The organism is Ruicaihuangia caeni (assembly GCF_040536845.1).
In the GTDB taxonomy this organism is placed as follows: Bacteria; Actinomycetota; Actinomycetes; order Actinomycetales; family Microbacteriaceae; genus Ruicaihuangia; species Ruicaihuangia caeni.
The window spans coordinates 237873-258144 of record NZ_CP159582.1 but is presented as its reverse complement, the minus strand read 5'-3'; the positions used below and the strand labels follow the sequence as shown (position 1 = coordinate 258144).

The window sequence follows — 20272 nt, the reverse complement described above, 5'->3', positions numbered from 1 at the left end:
CTCCGGCGTTCAAGGATGTTCCGGCCGATTCGGCCGCGACCCACCCTAGTGATCGAGCCTGGAAGGCCTCGTAACATGTGGCCGACCCGCCGCCGACTGCACGCGAGTGTCGGCCGCTCGGGTTAGGCTCGGTATCACGAACTCCAGCTTCGAGGGAGGCCGCGAATGGCTCGCATCGGTGAGAGCGCCGACCTGCTCAAGTGTTCGTTCTGCGGAAAGAGCCAGAAGCAAGTGCAGCAGCTCATCGCGGGGCCGGGCGTGTACATCTGCGACGAATGCGTCGAGTTGTGCAACGAGATCATCGAAGAGCGCTTGGCCGAGGCGGGCGAAGAGGCGTCGAGCGAGTTCGATCTTCCGAAGCCGCGCGAGATCTTCGACTTCCTCGGCGAGTACGTGATCGGGCAAGACGCTGCGAAACGCGCACTGGCAGTGGCCGTGTACAACCACTACAAGCGCGTGCGGGCGGCGAACCAGTTGCATGCCGCCGATGTGCACGCCGACGACATCGAGATCGCCAAGAGCAACATCCTGCTCATCGGCCCGACGGGATGCGGCAAGACCTATCTCGCGCAGACCCTCGCCAAGCGGCTCAACGTGCCCTTCGCCGTCGCCGACGCGACCGCCCTCACCGAGGCCGGCTACGTCGGCGAAGACGTCGAGAACATTCTGCTGAAGCTCATCCAGGCGGCCGACTACGACGTCAAGCGCGCTGAGACCGGCATCATCTACATCGACGAGGTCGACAAGATCGCGCGCAAGGCCGAGAACCCGTCGATCACGCGGGATGTCTCTGGCGAGGGTGTGCAGCAGGCGCTGCTGAAGATCCTCGAGGGCACGGTCGCGTCGGTGCCGCCGCAGGGCGGGCGCAAGCATCCGCACCAGGAGTTCATCCAAATCGACACCACGAACGTGCTGTTCATCGTCGCGGGTGCGTTCGCGGGGCTGGAAGACATCATCTCGAACCGTGCCGGCAAGCGCGGCATCGGGTTCGGTGCCCCGCTGCACAGCAAGGGCGACGACATCAACCTCTTCAGCGAGGTGCTGCCAGAAGACCTGCACAAGTTCGGGCTCATCCCCGAGTTCATCGGCCGTCTGCCGGTGGTGACCACGGTGAGCCAGCTCGACCGCGAGGCGCTGATGCAGATCTTGACGGTACCGAAGAACGCGCTTGTGAAGCAGTATCAGCGCATGTTCGAGCTCGATGGCGTCGAGCTCGACTTCGAGCCCGAGGCGCTCGAGGCGATCGCCGATCTCGCAGTGGTCCGTCAGACGGGCGCTCGTGGGCTTCGCGCGATTCTCGAGGAGGTGCTCGGGCCGATCATGTTCGATGTGCCCTCAGCGAGCAACGTGGCCCGAGTGGTCGTCACGCGTGAAGCCGTCGAGAACAACGCGGCGCCGACCATCGTGCCGATCAAGCCGCGTCGGCAGGAGAAGTCGGCCTAGCTACTCGAGGCCGCGCCGACGCAGGAGCGGTTCGATCTCGGCGTCCCTACCGCGGAATTCGCGGAAGGCTTCGAGCGCCTGCTTGGAACCGCCGACCGAGAGCACCGTGCGCCGGAAGTGGTCGCCGTTCTCGCGTGTGAGTCCGCCGTTCTCCTTGAACCATTCGACGGTGTCGGCGTCGAGCACCTCACTCCAGATGTAGGAGTAGTAGCCGGCATCGTAGCCGCCGCCGAACACGTGCTGAAAATACGTGCTCGAGTACCGAGGCGGGACGGCAGGGTTGTCGAGCCCCGCGTCGGCCAGCGCCGCAGCCTCGAAGACCGCGACGTCGTCGACCCGCTGGCCGGGCTTGAGTGAGTGCCAGGCCTGGTCGAGCAGCGCGGCGGCGAGATATTCGCTGGTCGCGAAGCCTTCGCCGTGCTTCCGGGCGGCGAGCAGCTTGTCGACGAGCCGCTGCGGCATCCGCTCGCCCGTCTCGTAGTGCGCGGCGTAGTTCTCCAGCACGTCGGGCCACAGCATCCACATCTCGTTCACCTGGCTCGGGAACTCGACGAAATCGCGGGGAACGTTCGTGCCCCAGAGCTTCGGATACCTGGCCGACGACAGCAGGCCGTGCAGTGCATGACCGAACTCGTGGAAGAGCGTGTTCACCTCGTCGTAGGTGAGCAGCGTCGGCTCGCCCGCCGCGGGCTTCGGAATGTTGTGGGTGTTGACCACGATGGCGTCGCCGCCGAGCATCGAGGCACCGGTGCGCAATTCGTTCATCCACGCGCCCCCTCGCTTCGAGGGCCTGGCGTAGGCGTCGTACAGGAAGAGCCCCAGGCGGGCGCCGTCGTGGTCGCGCACCTCGTACACGCGCACATCGGCGTGATGCGCGGGAAGATCGTCGCGTTCGTGCATGGTGATGCCGTACAGCTGGTTCGCGGCGAAGAAGACGCCGTCGTGGAGCACGCGGTCGGCTTCGAAATATGGGCGCAGCTCACTCGCGGCGAAATCGAACTCGGCCTGCCGCAACTGCTCGTCGTACCACGACCAATCGCTCGCTGCGATGTCGTGTCCGGCGAGCGTCTCGAGCGAACTCTGCTCCATGCGTGCGTTGCGAGCTGCGGCCGCCGAGAGCCGCTGCAGCAGTTCTCTGACGCGCGCAGGTGACTCCGCGGTCTCATCAGCCGTCACCCACGCGGCGTGATCATCGAAGCCCAGCAGCCCCGCTCGCTCGGCTCGCAATTCGGCGATCCTCCGCACCAACGGTCGATTGTCGTTCGCCCCCGGCCGAGACCCCCGCGCGCGGGAGGCCGACATGATGCGCTCGCGGGTGCTCGGCCGTTCGAGCAGGGACAACCACGGGTGTCCTGTGGGCAGGGGAAGCGCGACGACGTAGCGCGCCGCGCTGTTCCGTTCGCGCGCCGCCGCTTCAGCGGTCGACAGTTCGCCAGGACCGAGGCCCGCGAGTTCGTCGTGGTCGTCGAACTCGACAGCCAGGTGGTTCGTATCGGCCTGCAAATGAGCGTCAAAGCGGCTGGTGAGCTCAGCGAGCTCTGCGTTGATCTCTCGCAGACGCTGTTGAGCGGCATCATCCAGCGCAGCACCGGCACGCATGAACTCAGTGCGGTACCGCTGGGTGAGGAATCTCGCTTCTTCGTCCAGTTGGGCGCGTGCTTGCCATACCGCCTCGATTCGCTCGAAGAGGCCCGGATGCTGGGTGATCGAGTCGCGGTGCCGGGCGAGTCTCGGCGAGTACTCCGCATCGAGGCGGTCGATCTCCGGTGAGGCGTCGCTGTCGAGCTGGTTGAAGAACACGGCGGTGACCCGGTCGAGCAAGGCGCCGCTCTGCTCGAGCGCTTCGATCGTGTTCTCGAACGTCGGAGGTGTGGGGTCGGTCGCGATCCGCTCGACAGCCGTCGATTGACGAGCCATCGCTTCATCCAGCGCGGGAGCGAAGTGCTCGAGACGCAGTGCTTCGAAGTGCGGCATGCCGAAGTCGAGATCGCTGTCATCAAGCAGGGGGTTCACCATCCGGCAACGATATCCGGGCCGCGCGCGACGGGTCTACGCTCGCAGCATGGCATCACGGCACGAGCGATACACCCATGGCCACCACGAGAGCGTGCTGCGCTCCCACACCTGGCGCAACGTTGAGAACTCGGCGGATCACCTCGTGCCGCACCTGGCGCCCGGCATGAGTCTGCTCGACGTCGGCTGCGGTCCCGGCACCATCACCGCCGATCTCGCGGCCCGGGTATCACCTGGACGCGTCGTGGGGATCGACGCATCCAGCGAAGTGCTCGATCAGGCCGAGAGCTACGCTCGCGGGCTGGGAGGCTCCAACCTCGAGTTCGCCGTCGGCGACGTCTACGAACTGGAGTTCGACGACGGCACCTTCGACGTCGTGCATACCCATCAGGTGCTTCACCACCTGGTGGATCCAGTCGCGGCGCTGCGCGAGATGCGGCGAGTGTGCAAGCCCGGGGGAGTCGTGTCCGCTCGGGAAGCGGACTATCACGGCATGTTCTGGTTCCCCCAGCTGGAAGGCTTGGACGAGTGGATGACGCTCTACCAGCGTGTGCACCGCGCGAACGGCGGTGATCCGGATGCCGGGCGGCGCGTGAAGTCCTGGGCGCTGCAGGCGGGGTTCACCGAGGTCGAGGCCTCTGGCGCCATGTGGTGCTACACGAGCGACGATGAGCGGGAGTGGTGGGGTGGGCTGTGGGCCGACCGCGCCGTGAAGTCGGGCTTCGCCACGAACGCGATAGAGCAGGGCCTTGCGACCCAGCAGGACCTCGAGCGCATCTCGCAGGCGTGGCGAGACTGGGCGGCGGCTCCGGACGGATGGCTGTCGCTGCCGCACGGATGGGTGCTCTGCCGCGGCTGACGGAGGCGCAGAACCACGAGCCGTATGGTCGCGCTGCCGCGCGGTTGCGCAGTGTGACGGCACGCTGCTTTCGCAGATGGAGAGTGCCCAGCATCCGTTTGCAGGGAACGGCTTGCCGGTGTGCAAACAAAGCGTTGCAAAGAGAACCTTGCAAAGCTTCCAATGCAAAGAAGTGATTGCAAAGACCTCTTTGCAATGATATCTTTGCATCATGAGCAGGCACGCAGACGGCATTGAAGAGGGCCTCGCGCCCGCCGCTGGCGCCGATGAGGCGACCGCCGCTGCCGAGGGCACGGGCGAGCGCGCACCTGAGGAGACCGGCGAGCTCGACCTCGAGACGCTCAAGGCCCTCGCGCACCCGCTGCGCGTCAAGATCCTCGACCTGCTCAGCACCTACGGGCCGGCAACCGCGAGCGGTCTGGCTGATCGGCTGGGGGAGTCCAGTGGCGCAACCAGCTACCACCTTCGGCAGCTGGCCCGCCATTCCCTCGTCCGCGAGGTCGATGGCCGCGGAACCGGTCGAGAGCGCTGGTGGGAGCGTCGTCCCGGGCCGATCTCGCTGACGTCAGCCGAACTCATGAGGAGCCCGGCCGGGCGTTCGGCGTCGCGGCTGGTCGTGCGCGAGTGGTCGAAGCACCGGGAACAACTGCTCCACGACTTCCTCGAACGCGGTGTCGATGAGCTCGCGCAGAGCTGGAACGAGGCGAGCATCGTTCACACCTCGAATGCTTCACTCACAAGCGAGCAGCTCGGGCGCCTCAATCGTGAGGTGACCGAGCTGGTCGGCAAGCACCTCGAGCGCTATCGGGGGCAGTCCGTGCCCGGCATGCGCCCGGTGCAGATTCAGTACAACGGCTTCCCCGTGCTCGATGGTGTCGAGCACACGGAGGACGCCCCCGTCCCCAGGGCTGATGAGGCCGATGGGGCGGAAACCGAGACGGGGTCGCGATGACCGCCGTCACCGCGCTGGCCTGTGCCGGCGATCCGGTCGCGCTGCGTGCAGCAGCGCCCGCACACATTCTTCAGGAGTCAGCCATGTCAGTCACGGTCAGCCAAGCGCTGCGCCGACGCCGCGGTCGCACCGATCGGCTCGCCTCGAGCGTCGGCCGCACGATGATCCGTTGGGGTGCTGCGCTCGCAGCGCGCTCGTTGCCCAACGCTTCGCAGCATGAGCGAGCGATCGTCCGCGAGCGGACGCTGCTCGCTCACGAGCGTCGCGTCGATCAGCTGCGAGGGCCGGGCATCCGCGCGTAGTGACACGGGCCGGGTCGCGGCGGCACGCGGCCGGCCAAGCTCAGAAGTCCAGTTCGTCCTCGTCTGAGGTCGACTCGTCGGGCGGGCTGATGCGCACCGCGCCCGACCGGTCCACCGTGATGCGCGTACCGTCATCGAGGTCGACGACCGGGCGGCGTTCGAGCCAGGTGAGGGTCCACCGCCAAAGGGCCGTGTCGATGCCCACCAGTTGCGCCTCGACCTCGCTGATCGCGGCATGCACCTCGGCAGGCAGCGAGGCAGGGGGCTCCCCTCCGACAGGCCAGCGAGTGCCGAGCTGCATCACGCCTCCGCTTCGCGGAGCGTCACTTCGCGGACTTCGACTTCATCACCGTCGACGACCTCGAGCCGATCGATCCGGCCGACCGCTCGTAGATCTTCTGCGGCGTCGCTGAGCAGCGCCGGGCCCGCGATGACGGCATGCTCGACCTGCGTCTTCTGCGACACCTTCGCGTCCGTCTTGGCGCGACGGATGCCGATGAGCGCAGCACTGACGTGGTCGAGCAGTCCGGTGGCCTCTGCGTCGGAGACCTCTTCGGGCGTGGGCCAGGAAGCTGTGTGCACCGAGCCTTCGTGCGTCCAGCTCCAGACCTCTTCGGTGGCATAGGGGATGAACGGCGCGAACAGGCGCAGCATGACGTCGATGGCAGTGCGGAGGGCGTAGACGGCGCTGGTCTGCCCAGCCTCACCCGCAGCGCCGTACGCACGCTCCTTCACGAGCTCCAGGTAGTCGTCGCAGAAGGTCCAGAAGAACTGCTCCGTGAGCTCGAGCGCCCGTGCATGGTCGTACTGCTCGAACGCCTTGGTCGCTTCGCGCACGACCTGCGCGAGCTGCGCCAAGAGGTCGGCGTCGAGTGCCTCGGTGGCCGACGCGCCGGCCGCTGTCGCGGCATCCGCATCGAAGGAGTACACGAACTTCGCGGCGTTGAGCACCTTGATCGCGAGCCGGCGGCCGATCTTGATCTGCTTGGGGTTCTGCGGGTCGAACGCCGCGTCGGTGCCGAGGCGACTCGAGGCGGCCCAGTACCGCACGGAGTCGGATCCGTGCTCGTCGAGCAGTCCGGCCGGCGTGACGACGTTGCCCTTGGACTTCGACATCTTCTTGCGGTCGGGGTCGACGATGAAGCCTGAGATGGCCGCATTGCGCCAGGGTGCCTGGCCGTCGTGCTCGAGCAGGGAGCGCAGGGCCGTGGAGAACAGCCAGGTTCGGATGATGTCCTGGCCCTGCGGGCGCAGGTCGTACGGGAATACGGCATCGAACAGGGCCGCATCGCGCTCCCACCCGCCCGCGAGCTGGGGTGTCAGTGATGAGGTCGCCCAGGTGTCCATGATGTCGAGTTCGCCGATGAACCCTCCCGGTTCGCCGCGCTGCGACTCGTCGAACCCCGGTGCCGCGTCGGACGACGGGTCGACGGGCAGTGCCGACTCGTCGGGCACGATGGGATTCTCGTAGACCGGCTCGCCCTGCTCGTCGAGCCGGTACCACACCGGAATCGGCACGCCGAAGAAGCGCTGGCGGCTGATGAGCCAGTCGCCGCTGAGGCCGCCGACCCAGTTGTCGTATCGCACGCGCATGAAATCGGGGTGCCAGTCGATGCGCTTGCCGAGGTCGATCATGCGCGTGCGGAGCTCCTCGGAGCGGCCGCCGTTCTTGATGTACCACTGGCGCGTCGAGACGATCTCGAGCGGCTTGTCGCCCTTCTCGAAGAACTTGACCGGGTGGGTGATGGGGCGCGGGTCGCCGATGAGCTCTCCCGTCGCGCGCAGCTGCTCGACGACTGCCTGCTTGGCGCTGAAGACCGTCTTGCCTGCGAGCTGTTCGAACGCGGCGCGGCCGGTCGGCGACGTGATGGCGGCCGGCGCCTCTGCGATGACGCGGCCGTCGAAGCCGATGATCGCCCGGTTGGGCAGGTCGAGTTCCCGCCACCAGATGACGTCGGTCATGTCACCGAAGGTGCAGATCATGGCAATGCCGGTGCCCTTGTCGGGCTGGGCGAGATGGTGCGCGACGATCGGGACCTCGACACCGAACACGGGACTCGTCGCGGTCTTGCCGAAGAGGTGCTGATACCGCTCGTCACTCGGGTGCGCGACCAGTGCGACACAGGCAGGCAGCAGCTCGGGGCGCGTGGTGTCGATCTTCAGATCGCCCTCGGGCCCGTGGAAGACGATGGTGTGGAACGCGCCGGGCACGTCCTTGTCCTCGAGTTCGGCCTGCGCGACCGCCGAGCGGAACGTGACATCCCAGAGCGTGGGCGCGTCGGCCTGGTACGCCTCGCCCCGGGCGAGGTTGCGAAGGAACGCGCGCTGGGCGACCGCCTGCGCCTCGGGGGCGATCGTGCGGTAGGTCTGCGACCAGTCGAAGCTCAGGCCGAGCTTGCGCCACAGATCTTCGTACTGCTTCTCGTCTTCGACCGTGAGGCGCTCGCACAGCTCGATGAAGTTACGGCGGCTGATCGGCTGCTGGTCGGCGGCCTTCGAGCTCTTGTTGTCGCCGCCCTCGAATGGCGGCGTGAAGTCGGGGTCGTAGGGCAGCGTCGGGTCGCAACGCACGCCGTAGTAGTTCTGCACGCGCCGTTCGGTGGGCAGGCCGTTGTCGTCCCAGCCGATCGGGTAGAAGACGTTCTTGCCGCGCATGCGCTGGTAGCGCGCGATCACATCGGTGTGCGTGTAGCTGAACACGTGGCCGATGTGCAGTGAGCCGGATGCGGTCGGCGGCGGTGTGTCGATCGAGTAGATGCACTCGCGGTCGAGCCGGGCGCGATCGAACCGGTATGTGCCGTGCTCCTCCCAGCGCTCGCCCCACTTCGGCTCGAGGCCTTCGAGCGCGGGCTTCTCGGGAATGGCGTGCGGGGTGGCAGGCACGTGCGCGGCAGACATGGAGCTCCGATTCGATATGTGCGGCACCGAGTCTGTGTTCTCGGGCGGTCGAGGAGTGCCCGATCGCCGTGTGCGGGTGCCTGAGTGTGTGGCGAAAACCGTCCGATCGATCCTACCGTGAGCCGCTTGCGGCGAAGGCGGCAGCGAGGGGGCCGACGGCGGCGTGCACGTACTGCTGGAGCCCGCCACGGCCAGTACCGGCATCCGCCCACTCGCGCGCTGCCGCGACCACCGCGCCCGCGAGCGAGTACGCGGCCGCCCGGGGAATCGGGAACGAGGCGGAGTGCGGCGGGGCGGCCCGGTCGACAGGAGGCCGAGACGCCGATCGGTCCCCTTGCCGTTCGATGAATCGCTCGAGCAGCCCGGCGAATCGCGACAGCCTCGACATGGCCGACGCTTGGAGTTCGCCTGCGCCCCCGATCGCGTCGTACTGCGTGAGCACCCACGGCACCCGGGCCGCGCCGAACTCCGCTGCGATGGAGACGAGGGCGTTCGAGGCGATTGCGATCGGGTCGGAGCCCGCGGATGCGGGAAGCTGCCCGAACGCGTCGGCGAGCGCGTCGAGCGCATCGTCGACGTCGACCCAGAAGACGTCGCTCTTGGCCCCGAAATAGTTGAAGAACGTCGCGCGGCTCACGCCGGCACGCGTGGCGATGTGGTCCACGGTCGTGCGGTCATACCCCTGCTCGAGGAACAGCTCGAACGCCGCCTCCTGCAGCATCCCGCGAGAGACGGCTCGAGGACGCCCTCGGTTCGCCGCACGCTCAGTCACCCCGTCATCCTTCCAGCAACCGATCCGAATCAGGAAGGCGGGCCGCAGTCCCGACCGCTATTTGTTAGACGCAGTCCAAATATCACTAGAGTTGGCCTGCGGCCCCTCGCTCGGCCGCCCCTGCATCCGATCCCTCTCAGAGAGAACTCCCGCATGCCAACCACTCGAGCCGAACGCTCACAGTCCCAGCTGCCCCAGCGAGCCCCACGCCGCCGCCTCGGTGCCGCGATGGCGCTCACCGCGGCCGCAGCGCTGCTTGCCGGGTGTGCCGCAGCACCAGCCGCAGATGACGACACGAACACCGTCACGTTCGGGATCGAAGGGGCGAACCTCGGCTCCGGCCACATGGACATCCACTCGACGCAGCTCGACGTGAGCTCGCTCGTGCTCAGGAACGTCTTCGACTCGCTGGTGGGGCAGACGGCAGACGGCCAGTTCGTGCCGTGGCTTGCGAAGAGCTGGGAGATCAGCGACGACCAGTTGCAGTACACGTTCACGCTGCGCCAAGACGTCACCTTCCATGACGGCGAACCGTTCAACGCCGAGGCGGTCAAGGCCAACTTCGACCACATCGTCGACCCCGAGACGGCGTCGGCCCAGGCCGCGAGTCTCATCGGGTACGCCGAAGAGGACGGCTACTACGTCGGCACGGAAGTGCTCGACGAGTACACGGTGAGGGTCGACTTCAGCCAGCCGTATGCGCCGTTCCTGCAGGGTCTGAGCCTCCCGCAATTGGGTTTCTACTCACCGAAGGCCCTCGCGGAGCACAAAGACGACCTGAAGGCCGGCGGGCCGGGCGTAACCGTCGGCACCGGGCCGTTCGTGCTGAGCGAGTACACCCCCGATCAGGAGTTGCGCTTCACGGCGAACGATGAGTACGCGTGGCCGGCGGAGGGCACGGAGCACCAGGGACGCGCGGCATCCGATGAGCTCGTCATCCGGGTGCTGCCCGAATCCGCGTCGCGCGTCGGCGCGTTGAACAGCGGCGAAGTCGATGTGATCGCCGATGTGACGCCGACGATGGTCCAGGAGGTCGGCGACGGCTTCGACGTCACCGCGGTCGAACTGCCCGGCATCCCGTACTCTCTCTACATCAACGAGGCGCACGGCGTCTTCGCCGACCCGCTGGTGCGCCAGGCGTTCCGGCTCGGGTTCGACCTCGATGCGGCCGTCGAGGGCGTCTACGACGGTCAGTACGCACGAGCGTGGAGCGTTCTCGCCCCCACCACGCCGAACTCCTACGAGCCGGCGGTCGAGGGAACGTGGTCGTACGACACCGACAAGGCCAACGCACTCCTCGACCAGGCAGGCTGGACCGAGCGGGATGCCGACGGGTATCGCACCAAGGACGGCGTGAGGCTCGGGGCGGTCTGGACCGCATGGACGCCCGTTCCCGATGACCGTGCCGCACTCGCCGACATCATTCAGAGCGACCTGCGCGATATCGGTTTCCAGCTCGCACGTCAGGTGGTGGAGCCCGCTCAGTACAACGAGCTCTACGCAACCCGCGCGTTCGACCTCACCGACTGGGGCTTCTCCAGCCCCGACGCAGATGTGCTGCGCAGCCACCTGCGCACAGGCGGATTCCAGACGGTGTCGACTGTGAGCAAGCCCGAGATCGACGAACTGCTCGACCAGGCGGTCGCGACCAGCGATCCCGCCGAGCGCGAGCGGCTGTACCAGGAGGTGCAGCGCTGGAACAATGAGCAGGTGCTCATCGTCCCCCTTGTCGTGCCGTCGGAGATCACGGTCGCGAGCACCTCGGTGAAGGGGCTCACCTTCGACCTCTACGGCCGCGCCTCGTTCTACGGCGCGACCGTGGAGCGCTGACGCCGAGGGCGATGGATGCCGCCGAGCAGCCCTGACGGCGGGCGAGCCGCGAAGCGCGTCGACACTCGCCGTTCTGCCTCCCAGACATCGCTGAGCGCCCCTCCCGCGAGCCTCGTGGCGAGGGCGCTCGGCCGTCTCGGGGGCATGCTGCTCGTCGTGTGGGGCGCGACAACGGCTGGGTTCATCGCGCTCCGGGCGATCCCGGGGGATCCCGTCGACGTGATGCTCGGTGTCACGGCCAGCGTCGGAGAGTCCGTCCGCCAGCAGATCCGCGTCGAGTGGGGGCTCGATGAGCCTCCCATCGTTCAGTACTTCACGGTGCTCGGGCGCCTCGTCACCGGAGAGCTCGACTCGTACCAGCTGCGGCAGCCGGTGATGACGGTGATCGCCGATCAAGCGCTGCCGACCCTGCAGCTCACCGGGCTCGCCCTGGTGTTCGCGCTCGGGCTGGCGACCGCCGGCGTCCTGCTCGCACGCTCGCCGGCGTTGCGGCCCGTGGTGTCGACATTCGAACTCGCACTCGTCTCTTCACCGACGTTCTGGATCGGTCTGGTGCTGCTCGCTGTCTTCGGGTATCAGCTGCGATGGTTCCCGACGGCCGCGAGCGCAGGACTGCCCGCCCTCGTGCTGCCGGCGCTCACCCTCGCGCTCCCGCTCACCGGCATCGTGAGTCAGGTGTTCAGGCAGGGCATCGGGCACGCGGAATCCCAACCCTTCGCGCTCACCGCTCGGGCCCGAGGCATCAGCGATGTCCGCCTGCTGAGCCGACACAGCCTGAGGCATGCCGCTGGCGAGACCTTGACACTCTCCGGGTACCTCGTCGGTTCGCTGCTCGGTGGAGCGGTGCTCGTCGAGACGGTGTTCGCGAGACAGGGACTCGGCGCGGTGACGGTGCGTGCGATCCTCGGGCGCGATCTGCCGATGGTGCTCGCTCTGATCGCGCTCGCCGCGGCGGTGTTCGCCGTGATCAATCTGCTGGTCGATCTGCTGGTCGCTCGTATTGATCCTCGAGTTCGGATGGCCGGATGACGCTTCTGCAGTGGCGCACGCGCGCCGAGGCCCAGGGCGGACGTGGGAGGCCAGGCCGTGAGCCGCGGGGGTGGCTGCCGACGCCGGGGGTGATCGCGGCATCCCTCTTTCTCGTCGTACTGATGGCCGCCGTCTTGGTTCCGAGCCTTTTCTCCCCCCTCGATCCGCTCCGCGCCGACGCGTCGGCAAGCCTCGACGCGCCGAGCGCCGAGCACTGGTTCGGCACCGACCGAGCGGGTCGCGATGTGTACGCCCGGGTCGTGCACGGCGCGCGCGCCTCGCTCGGAGTGGGCCTCGGCGCCACAGCGCTCGCGCTCGTCGCCGGCCTGATCATCGGCGTGGTGGCCGGGCTCGCACCGAAGGTGATCGATGCAGCAGTATCGCGCTCCATCGAGGTGCTCATGGCGTTTCCCGAGTTCCTGCTCGCACTCGTCGTGATCGCGGTCGTGGGCCCGGGCGAGACCGGGCTGCTCGTGGCGGTGGCTTCTGCCGCGATGCCCGCCTACGCGCGCGTCGCCCGCAACCAGACCCTTGTCGTGCGGAACGCGGGCTACGTTCGCGCAGCGACCGTGCTCGGCGTGCCCCCGTGGCGCAGCGCTCTGCGCCACATCGTGCCGGGCACGCTCGGCCCGCTGCTCGTGATGTCGATCCTCGGCGTGGGCACCGCTATCGTCTCGGCCGCGGGACTCAGCTTCCTCGGTCTTGGCCCGGCGCCTCCATCGCCCGAGTGGGGAGTGATCCTCTCCGAGGGTCGCAACACCCTCTCGACCGCGTGGTGGGTCGCCGTCTTCCCAGGCCTTGCGATCATGGCCGCGGTCGTGTCGATCGGCACGGTCGGCCGTCATCTGAAGACCCGCGGGGCGGTCGCATGAGCGGCACGCCGATGGGCAGCGCCGGTCGCACAGTGACTCGGGTGCGAGGGCTCAGCATCCGCTTCGGCGACGCCGTCGTCGTCGATGACGTCGCGTTCACCGTCGCTGCTGGCGAGTGTCTCGCGATCGTCGGGGAATCGGGCTCGGGCAAGACCCTCACCGGCCGGGCTCTGCTCGGTCTCGCACCGCCCGGGGCCGCGTTGGAGGCCACCGAGCTCACTGTCACGGGACTCGACGCCCGCCGATACACCGAGCGCGACTGGCGGCGCGTGCGGGGCTCACGCGTGGGGCTCATCGCCCAGGACGCACTGGTCGCCCTCGACCCCCTGCGGCGCGTCGGCGCGGAGGTCATCGAGGCGTTCGAGGTGCATGCGGCGCCCGGGCGTGCCCGGATGGATGCCGCGATGCGCCGCTCGCGGGTGATCGACCTGCTGCGTCGGGTCGCTGTCCCCGAACCGGAGCTTCGTGCGCGGCAATACCCGCTCGAGCTCTCCGGCGGGCTCCGTCAACGCGCCCTGATCGCCTCCGCGCTCTCCGGCGATCCGGTGCTCCTCGTCGCAGACGAACCGACCACCGCGCTCGACGCGACGGTGCAGCGACGTGTGCTCGAACTCCTCGCCGAGTTGAAACGTTCGGGCATCGGACTATTGCTCATCAGCCACGACCTCGCGGCGGTCGCCCAGCTGGCCGACCGCATCGCCGTCATGCACCACGGGCGCATCGTGGAATCCCGGCCGACGCGGGAGCTGCTCTCAGCGCCCGAGCACCCCTACACGCGCATGCTGCTCGACGCCGTGCCGCGGCCGGATGTTCGTGCGGAGGCGGGCGACGGCGAGGTGGTGCTCGAAGCTCGTTCGGTCAGCAAGCGCTATCCGGCCCCGGGCCGCGGCGTTCGCCGGGCCGTCGACGGGGTATCGCTGCAGCTGCGGCGAGGGCAGACCCTGGGCATCGTTGGGGAGTCCGGCTCGGGCAAGAGCACCCTTGCGCGCGTTCTGCTCGCTCTCGAGCAACCCGATCACGGGGAAGTGCTGCTCGAAGGCGCGCCGTGGTCGGTGCTTCCCGAGCGTCGCCGCCGTACTCGACGTCACGCTCTGCAATTGATCGATCAGGATCCCTTCGGTTCGCTCGACCCTCGCTTCACCATCGCCCACGTGCTCCACGAGGCATTGCGGCTCAATGACACTGGCAACGGCGGTCGCGCCGGAGCACGAGACCGGGTCGAACGTGCCGGCGCGCTGCTCGCCGAGGTCGGGCTCGAGACCGGTCTGCTGAGCCGCCGCCCGCACGCGCTCTCGGGCGGCCAGCGCCAGCGGGTTGCGATCGCGCGGGCGCTCGCTCGGGAGCCTCGCGTGCTCGTCTGCGACGAGCCCGTCTCAGCGCTGGATGTCTCGGTGCAGGCGCAAGTGCTGGAACTCCTCGAACGGCTCCGCGACGAGCGACGGCTCAGCATGGTGTTCATCTCTCACGACCTCGCGGTCGTCAGCAGACTCGCCGACCACGTGCTCGTCATGCGCGACGGGCGTGCGGTCGAACAGGGAACCGCACGCGAGGTGCTGCGTCACCCCGAGCATCCGTTCACGCGCGAGCTGCTCGATGCCGCTCCGCGTCTGCCCAGCCCGTGACGCCGCTGCCTCCAGCCCAAGCACCGCGCGCCGACGCGCCTGTGCGTCTGCGGCGCTAGCGCGGCGCCATGCGGATCGCGCCGTCGAGCCGCACCACCTCGCCGTTGAGGTACCCGTTCGTCACCACGTGCTCGACGAGCGAAGCGAACTCTTCAGGACGTCCGAGCCTCGACGGATGCGGCACCTGGTGCCCGAGCGAGTCGCGCACCGACTGCGGGAGACCCATCGTCAATGGCGTCGCCATGATGCCGGGAGCGATGCTCACCACGCGGATCCCGAAGCGCGACAGCTCTCTGGCGAGGGGGAGCGTCATCGACGCCACTCCGCCCTTCGAAGCCGAGTACGCGGGCTGCCCGATCTGTCCCTCGAACGCGGCCGCAGAAGCGGTCATGACGATGACGCCGCGGTCTCCATCCACCGCCTGTGACGACACCATGGCATTGGCTGCGAGGCGCACGGTGTTGAACGTTCCGGTGAGATTGACCGCGACCACGCGCTCGAACTGCTCAAGCGGCAACGGCCCGTCTCTGCCCAGCAATTTGCCCGGTGTCGCGATGCCTGCGCAGCACACCGCGATGCGCAGGGGCGCGAGTTCCACCGCACGGGCGACCGCGGCTTCGAGTTGCGCGCTGTCGGTCACGTCTGCCGGCACGAACTCCGCGCCGATGCGTGTGGCCGCATCCGCGCCGCGGCTCGACTCGAGATCGGTGATCACCACCTTGGCGCCGCGTTCCGCGAGACGGCTGGCTGTCGCGAAGCCGAGACCCGAGGCCCCGCCCGTCACGAGCGCGGAGGATCCATTCAGATGCATTCCCTGTTCACTCCTCGGGAGTCGACGCGGAACGAGACACGGAGGAGGCTCGCGGCGTTGTGCCGGCCGCCGCTCGACGGGCTGTCGCCGATGCGAGCGCCTCAGCCATCCGGCCGACAGCCTCCTCGATGATCTCGGGTGAGGTTCCGAAGTTCAGTCGCGCGAACGCTGCGCCCTGCCGGCCGAAGCCGCCGCCGGGGTTCAGCGCGACCCGCGCCTGCTCGAGCGCGGCTCCAGCCGGGTCGGCCGCCCACGCCGTTCCGCTGAAGTCGAGCCACGCCAGGTAGCTGGCATGCGGGCGGCGATATGCCACGCCGGGCAACCGCTCGGCGACGAGCCGCTCGACGAGCAGCGCGTTCGATTCGATCGTCTGCAGCGCGCCGTCGAGCCACTCGTCACCCGACGCGAACGCGGCCGCCGTGGCGATCGCGCCGAACTGGCTGGCTCGCCAGAAGACTTCCTCGGGCATCGCATCGAATGCGCGGATGCCGCGGTCGCTCGCCGCGACCATCACCGCGCACTTCAAGCCCGCCAGGTTGAACGCCTTGCTCGCCGAAGTGACCGAGAAGCCGCACTCGCGTGCGGCATCCGACACCTCGAGGAACGGCGTGAACGTCGCGGAGGAGTGCGTGAGGGGCGCATGGATCTCATCGCTCACGATCGACACGCCATGTGCGGCAGCCAGGACGGCGAGCGCTTCGAGCTGCTCACGCGTGTGAGGGTGACCGAGCGGGTTATGCGGATTGCAGAGCAGCATGGCGCGCGCACCGGCTCGAAAGGCCCGCTCGATGCCGTCGAGGTCGAGCGCCGGCGTGCCGGCCCCGTCCGTGAGCAGCGGCACCTCGGCCACACGCCCACCGGCCTCGGGCACGATCTCGAAGAACGGCGGGTAGACCGGGGGAGTGACGACCACCTCGTCGCCGGGAGCGATCGTTCGGCGCAGCACCTCCACGAGCCCGTAGCTCACGTCGATCGTGAGGCGCACCGCCGCGGGCGACACCTCCCACCCGAGTCGGCGGGCCGCGAAGCCGGCGAAGGCCTCGGGCACGGCGCCACGGCCGTTGAGGTAGCCGGTGTCGGAGCGGTCGATCGCGTCGTGGAGGGCTTGCGCAATCGGCTCCGCCAGCGGCAGGTCCATCTCGGCCACCCACAGCGGAAGAACGTCGTCGGGATACGCTCCCCATTTCACGCTCGTGCGGCGACGCAGACGATCAAGCGGCTCGGCGGCGACAGGCATGCTCCAAGCCTGCCACGCACGCTGCCGGTGCTGGTGACGCCATTCGGAGCGGTGACCGCGTCTGCTGGCAAGCGGCGCAAGACGTCCCGGCGCCCGCGGGAGGTGCAGGAGTCGCTGACCGGTCCTCGTCGGGCGGCCGGGCGCGAGGGACGGCATCCGGTAAGATCGACGCTCAGTGGCGCTGATCCGGCAATCACCGGGGAGCCTTCAGAAGAACAGCCGACGCGGCGACGCAAGGCCAAGTAGAACTGAACGGGGCTGGCCCGTCACAGCCAAGGAAGAGCGGTCGCCGCAAGGCGGCAAGCGGGGTGGTACCGCGGTGTGCGATTTCGAATCGCGCAGCGTCCTCGTGCAGCCGAAAGAACTGCCAGGAGTGACATGAGCTACCCTCGCAACCGCCGAGACGACGATGGCCAGGGCGTCAGCCCCTCGCCGAGCTTCCCCGCCATCGAAGAGCGGATTCTGGCGTTCTGGAAGAACGACGACACATTCAAGGCGTCGATCGAGCAGCGCAACGGCTGCGAGGAGTGGGTCTTCTACGATGGCCCGCCCTTCGCCAACGGCCTGCCGCACTACGGACACCTCCTCACCGGCTACGCGAAAGACCTCTTCCCGCGATTCCAGACCATGCGGGGCAAACAGGTGCAGCGCCGCTTCGGCTGGGACACGCATGGACTGCCCGCCGAGCTCGAGGCCATGCGCCAGCTCGGCATCACCAAGAAGGACGAGATCGACGCGATGGGCGTCGGCGCCTTCAACAGCGCTGCTCGCGAATCGGTGCTGCGGTACACGCAGGAGTGGCAGGAGTACGTGACCCGGCAAGCCCGCTGGGTCGACTTCGAGAACGACTACAAGACGCTCGACACGACCTTCATGGAGAGCGTCATCTGGGCGTTCAAGCAGCTCTACGACAAGGGGCTCGCGTACGAGGGCTTCCGGGTGCTGCCGTACTGCTGGAACGACGAGACCCCCTTGTCGAACCACGAACTGCGCATGGACGACGACGTCTACAAGACGCGGCAGGACCAGACCGTCACTGTGACGTTCCCGCTCGTCGGCGAGAAGGCCGAGGCCCTGGGACTCACCGCGGTGCGTGCGCTGGCCTGGACCACCACTCCGTGGACGCTGCCCACGAACGCCGCGCTCGCCGTCGGCCCTGACATCGAGTACGCGGTCCTGCCGAGCGGTCCGCTCGGAGCGGGCGACGGTTCGGCCGAGGGAGTAGCGCTGTATCTGCTCGCGACCGAGACGGTCGCCGCGTATTCGAAGGACCTCGGATACGACAGTGCGGATGCCGCGGCAGCCGCAGTCCTGCGCACCGTGCGAGGCGCCGAGCTCGAGGGCGTTCAATACGACCGGCTCTGGGACTTCTACGCCGACGAGGCCTACGGAAACGAGAACGCGTGGCAGGTGCTGGTCGCCGACTACGTCGCGACCGGCGAGGGCACCGGCATCGTTCACCAGGCCCCGGCCTACGGTGAGGACGACCAGGTCACGACGGCGCGCTACGGCATCCCCGTCATCCTCTCGGTCGACGACGGAGGCCGCTTCCTGCCCGCAGTGGAACCGTGGGCCGGCCAGCATGTGTTCGAGGCGAACAAGCCCATCACACAGGCGCTGCGAGCCGAGGGCCGGCTGCTTCGGCAGGCGAGCTACGAGCACCCCTACCCGCACTGCTGGCGTTGCCGGCAGCCGCTCATCTACAAGGCCGTTTCGAGCTGGTTCGTGCGGGTCCCCGAGATCAAGCAGCGGATGCTGGAGCTCAACGAGCAGATCAACTGGGTGCCCGAGAACGTCAAGCACGGCCAGTTCGGCAAGTGGCTCGAGGGCGCGCGCGACTGGTCCATCTCGCGCAATCGCTACTGGGGGTCGCCGATTCCCGTGTGGAAGAGCGACAACCCGGCGTACCCGCGCATCGACGTCTACGGCTCGCTCGACGAGCTCGAACGCGACTTCGGAACGCTGCCCCGCAACGCCGACGGCGAGCCGGACCTGCACCGTCCATACATCGACGAGCTCACGAGGCCGAACCCCGACGACCCGACAGGCGCATCCACCATGCGACGCATCGATGACGTGCTCGATGTCTGGTTCGACTCCGGTTCGATGCCGTTCGCGCAGGTGCACTACCCGTTCGAGAACCGCGAGTGGTTCGATTCGCACAATCCCGCGGATTTCATCGTCGAGTACATCGGCCAGACGCGCGGCTGGTTCTACACCATGCATGTGCTGGCCACCGCGCTGTTCGACCGCCCCGCCTTCTCGAACGTGATCAGCCACGGCATCGTGCTCGGCAGCGACGGGCAGAAGATGTCGAAGTCGTTGCGCAACTACCCCGACGTGGCGGAGGTGTTCGACCGCGACGGCGCCGACGCCATGCGCTGGTTCCTCATGTCGAGCTCCGTCATCCGGGGCGGCAACCTCATCGTGACGGAGGAGGGCATCCGTGAGGGGGTGCGCCAGGTGCTGCTGCCGTTGTGGAGCACCTACTACTTCTTCACGCTGTACGCCAACGCCGCTGGGGTGGAGGGCGAGTGGCGCACCGACTCCACGGATGTGCTCGACCGCTACCTGCTCGCCAAGACGCGCGATCTCATCGACGAGGTCACCGGGCACCTCGAACGGCTCGACGGGCCGCTCGCCGCTGCCGCGCTCCGCGACTTCGCCGACGTGCTGACGAATTGGTACGTGCGGCGCAGTCGCGATCGATTCTGGAACGGTGACGACCGCCGGGCATTCGACACCCTCTACACCGTTCTCGAGACGGTCACTCGGGTGGCGGCACCGCTCCTGCCGCTGATCACTGAGGAGATCTGGCGCGGACTGACCGGCGGGCGCAGCGTGCACCTGGAGGACTGGCCGGATGCAGATGCATTCCCCTCCGACGACGTGCTGGTGGCGACCATGGATCGGGTGCGCGACATCGCGTCGGCAGGGCTCGCGCTGCGAAAGGCGCGCAAGCTGCGTGTACGTCTGCCGCTCGCGTCGCTGCGTGTCGTGACCGCGGATGCCGAGCGTCTGGCAGAGTTCACCGACATCCTGCGCGACGAGCTGAATGTGAAGGCCGTCGTCGCCGAGGCGCTCGGTGAGCAGAGCCTCGCCGAGTACGGCATCACGCACCGGTTGACGGTGAACGCTCGCGCGGCCGGGCCTCGTATCGGCCGGCAGGTGCAGCAGGTCATTCAGGCGGCGAAGTCCGGCGACTGGCAGCAGGACGCAGACGGCGTCACCGTCGGCGGGGTCGCACTGCAGGAGGGCGAATTCGAGCTCGTGCTCGAGTCGGCCGACCCTGAGAACGCCATCGCGTTCCTCAACGGGGGCGGATTCGTGCTGCTCGACACGGCCACGACGCCCGAGCTCGAGGCGGAAGGCGCTGCACGAGACGCGATCCGGGGCGTGCAGGAGGCCCGCAAGGCGGCGGGGCTCGATGTGAGCGACCGCATCCGCCTCGTGCTCACCTCGAATGCGGCGGCTCAGCTCGAGTCGCATCGAGACCTCATCGCGGCCGAGACCCTTGCGGTCGAACTCGAGGTGATCGAGGCTGAGGGGGGCGACGTCAAGATCGGCGACGGCTCATCGATGACCGTGACCCTTGCCCGTATCAACGACGCTCCGGTTGGATGACGCCACGG

15 protein-coding genes are annotated in these 20272 nt (G+C 68.1%); 9 read left to right on the top strand and 6 right to left on the bottom strand.

Going from position 1 to position 20272, the window contains the following annotated elements; translation table 11 throughout:
• The first annotated feature begins 165 nt into the window (after nucleotides 1-165).
• Nucleotides 166-1443, top strand: coding sequence for an ATP-dependent Clp protease ATP-binding subunit ClpX (gene clpX / locus ABV606_RS01195; RefSeq protein WP_281487586.1), 1278 nt, complete (start codon nucleotides 166-168; stop codon nucleotides 1441-1443).
• Here clpX and ABV606_RS01190 read toward each other — a convergent pair whose 3' ends face one another.
• On the bottom strand, nucleotides 1444-3459 hold the full coding sequence (locus ABV606_RS01190; RefSeq protein ID WP_353988043.1) for a M3 family metallopeptidase: 2016 nt from the start codon (nucleotides 3457-3459) through the stop codon (nucleotides 1444-1446).
• Between the two features lie 46 nt (nucleotides 3460-3505).
• Here ABV606_RS01190 and ABV606_RS01185 point away from each other — a divergent pair, with 46 nt between their 5' ends.
• The 3 genes from ABV606_RS01185 to ABV606_RS01175 all read left to right on the top strand — a co-directional run bounded on the left by ABV606_RS01185 (nucleotide 3506) and on the right by ABV606_RS01175 (nucleotide 5569).
• The gene (locus tag ABV606_RS01185; RefSeq protein ID WP_281487588.1) at nucleotides 3506-4315 is read left to right on the top strand and encodes a class I SAM-dependent methyltransferase; all 810 of its coding nucleotides are present in this window, start codon (nucleotides 3506-3508) and stop codon (nucleotides 4313-4315) included.
• A 211-nt stretch (nucleotides 4316-4526) separates the two neighbouring features.
• Nucleotides 4527-5267, top strand: a complete 741-nt coding sequence (locus tag ABV606_RS01180) for an ArsR/SmtB family transcription factor (RefSeq protein ID WP_353988042.1) — start codon at nucleotides 4527-4529, stop codon at nucleotides 5265-5267.
• Between the two features lie 83 nt (nucleotides 5268-5350).
• A complete protein-coding gene (locus ABV606_RS01175; protein ID WP_353988041.1) occupies nucleotides 5351-5569 on the top strand; it encodes a hypothetical protein in 219 nt (72 codons plus the stop codon).
• A gap of 40 nt (nucleotides 5570-5609) precedes the next feature.
• Here the strand turns inward: ABV606_RS01175 and ABV606_RS01170 are convergent, their stop codons facing one another.
• From ABV606_RS01170 to ABV606_RS01160, 3 genes are all read right to left on the bottom strand, one after another.
• Entirely contained in the window at nucleotides 5610-5870 is a 261-nt protein-coding gene (locus ABV606_RS01170) for a hypothetical protein (RefSeq protein WP_353988040.1), read from the bottom strand.
• Nucleotides 5870-8467 (bottom strand): valine--tRNA ligase, encoded by a 2598-nt coding sequence (gene valS, locus ABV606_RS01165; RefSeq protein WP_281487592.1) that lies wholly within the window; start codon nucleotides 8465-8467, stop codon nucleotides 5870-5872. The genes ABV606_RS01170 and valS overlap by 1 nt, the downstream gene beginning before the upstream one ends.
• 112 nt (nucleotides 8468-8579) lie before the next feature.
• Nucleotides 8580-9239 carry a TetR/AcrR family transcriptional regulator gene (locus ABV606_RS01160; protein ID WP_281487593.1) on the bottom strand — a complete coding sequence of 220 codons (660 nt, stop codon included), beginning with the start codon at nucleotides 9237-9239 and terminating at the stop codon, nucleotides 8580-8582.
• A gap of 153 nt (nucleotides 9240-9392) precedes the next feature.
• On the opposite strand from ABV606_RS01160, the gene ABV606_RS01155 reads away from it, so the two are divergent.
• From ABV606_RS01155 to ABV606_RS01140, 4 genes are read left to right on the top strand one after another with little or no spacing between them, the layout of a single operon-like run.
• Nucleotides 9393-11069: an ABC transporter substrate-binding protein gene (locus ABV606_RS01155; RefSeq protein WP_353988039.1), complete on the top strand. Its 1677-nt coding sequence runs from the start codon at nucleotides 9393-9395 to the stop codon at nucleotides 11067-11069.
• 15 nt (nucleotides 11070-11084) lie between these two features.
• The gene (locus ABV606_RS01150; RefSeq protein ID WP_353988038.1) at nucleotides 11085-12098 is read left to right on the top strand and encodes an ABC transporter permease; all 1014 of its coding nucleotides are present in this window, start codon (nucleotides 11085-11087) and stop codon (nucleotides 12096-12098) included.
• The gene (locus ABV606_RS01145; RefSeq protein WP_353988037.1) at nucleotides 12095-12970 is read left to right on the top strand and encodes an ABC transporter permease; all 876 of its coding nucleotides are present in this window, start codon (nucleotides 12095-12097) and stop codon (nucleotides 12968-12970) included. Before ABV606_RS01150 ends, ABV606_RS01145 begins: the two co-directional genes overlap by 4 nt.
• Nucleotides 12967-14592, top strand: coding sequence for an ABC transporter ATP-binding protein (locus ABV606_RS01140; RefSeq protein WP_353988036.1), 1626 nt, complete (start codon nucleotides 12967-12969; stop codon nucleotides 14590-14592). Before ABV606_RS01145 ends, ABV606_RS01140 begins: the two co-directional genes overlap by 4 nt.
• Before the next feature lie 55 nt (nucleotides 14593-14647).
• Here ABV606_RS01140 and ABV606_RS01135 read toward each other — a convergent pair whose 3' ends face one another.
• Together ABV606_RS01135 and ABV606_RS01130 are read right to left on the bottom strand one after the other, a co-directional pair.
• On the bottom strand, nucleotides 14648-15403 hold the full coding sequence (locus tag ABV606_RS01135; RefSeq protein WP_353988035.1) for an SDR family NAD(P)-dependent oxidoreductase: 756 nt from the start codon (nucleotides 15401-15403) through the stop codon (nucleotides 14648-14650).
• A 7-nt stretch (nucleotides 15404-15410) separates the two neighbouring features.
• Nucleotides 15411-16640 carry a MalY/PatB family protein gene (locus tag ABV606_RS01130; protein WP_353988034.1) on the bottom strand — a complete coding sequence of 410 codons (1230 nt, stop codon included), beginning with the start codon at nucleotides 16638-16640 and terminating at the stop codon, nucleotides 15411-15413.
• 378 nt (nucleotides 16641-17018) lie between these two features.
• Between ABV606_RS01130 and ileS the strand changes: the two genes are divergently transcribed.
• Nucleotides 17019-20264 (top strand): isoleucine--tRNA ligase, encoded by a 3246-nt coding sequence (gene ileS, locus ABV606_RS01125; protein WP_353988033.1) that lies wholly within the window; start codon nucleotides 17019-17021, stop codon nucleotides 20262-20264.
• The last annotated feature ends 8 nt before the right edge of the window (nucleotides 20265-20272 follow it).

Coding starts and splice junctions, on each gene's coding strand:
- clpX (WP_281487586.1), top strand. CDS start 166: ATGGCTCGCATCGGTGAGAGCGCCGACCTGCTCAAGTGTTCGTTCTGC.
- ABV606_RS01190 (WP_353988043.1), bottom strand. CDS start 3,459: ATGGTGAACCCCCTGCTTGATGACAGCGATCTCGACTTCGGCATGCCG.
- ABV606_RS01185 (WP_281487588.1), top strand. CDS start 3,506: ATGGCATCACGGCACGAGCGATACACCCATGGCCACCACGAGAGCGTG.
- ABV606_RS01180 (WP_353988042.1), top strand. CDS start 4,527: ATGAGCAGGCACGCAGACGGCATTGAAGAGGGCCTCGCGCCCGCCGCT.
- ABV606_RS01175 (WP_353988041.1), top strand. CDS start 5,351: ATGTCAGTCACGGTCAGCCAAGCGCTGCGCCGACGCCGCGGTCGCACC.
- ABV606_RS01170 (WP_353988040.1), bottom strand. CDS start 5,870: ATGCAGCTCGGCACTCGCTGGCCTGTCGGAGGGGAGCCCCCTGCCTCG.
- valS (WP_281487592.1), bottom strand. CDS start 8,467: ATGTCTGCCGCGCACGTGCCTGCCACCCCGCACGCCATTCCCGAGAAG.
- ABV606_RS01155 (WP_353988039.1), top strand. CDS start 9,393: ATGCCAACCACTCGAGCCGAACGCTCACAGTCCCAGCTGCCCCAGCGA.
- ABV606_RS01150 (WP_353988038.1), top strand. CDS start 11,085: ATGCCGCCGAGCAGCCCTGACGGCGGGCGAGCCGCGAAGCGCGTCGAC.
- ABV606_RS01145 (WP_353988037.1), top strand. CDS start 12,095: ATGACGCTTCTGCAGTGGCGCACGCGCGCCGAGGCCCAGGGCGGACGT.
- ABV606_RS01140 (WP_353988036.1), top strand. CDS start 12,967: ATGAGCGGCACGCCGATGGGCAGCGCCGGTCGCACAGTGACTCGGGTG.
- ABV606_RS01135 (WP_353988035.1), bottom strand. CDS start 15,403: ATGCATCTGAATGGATCCTCCGCGCTCGTGACGGGCGGGGCCTCGGGT.
- ABV606_RS01130 (WP_353988034.1), bottom strand. CDS start 16,640: ATGCCTGTCGCCGCCGAGCCGCTTGATCGTCTGCGTCGCCGCACGAGC.
- ileS (WP_353988033.1), top strand. CDS start 17,019: ATGAGCTACCCTCGCAACCGCCGAGACGACGATGGCCAGGGCGTCAGC.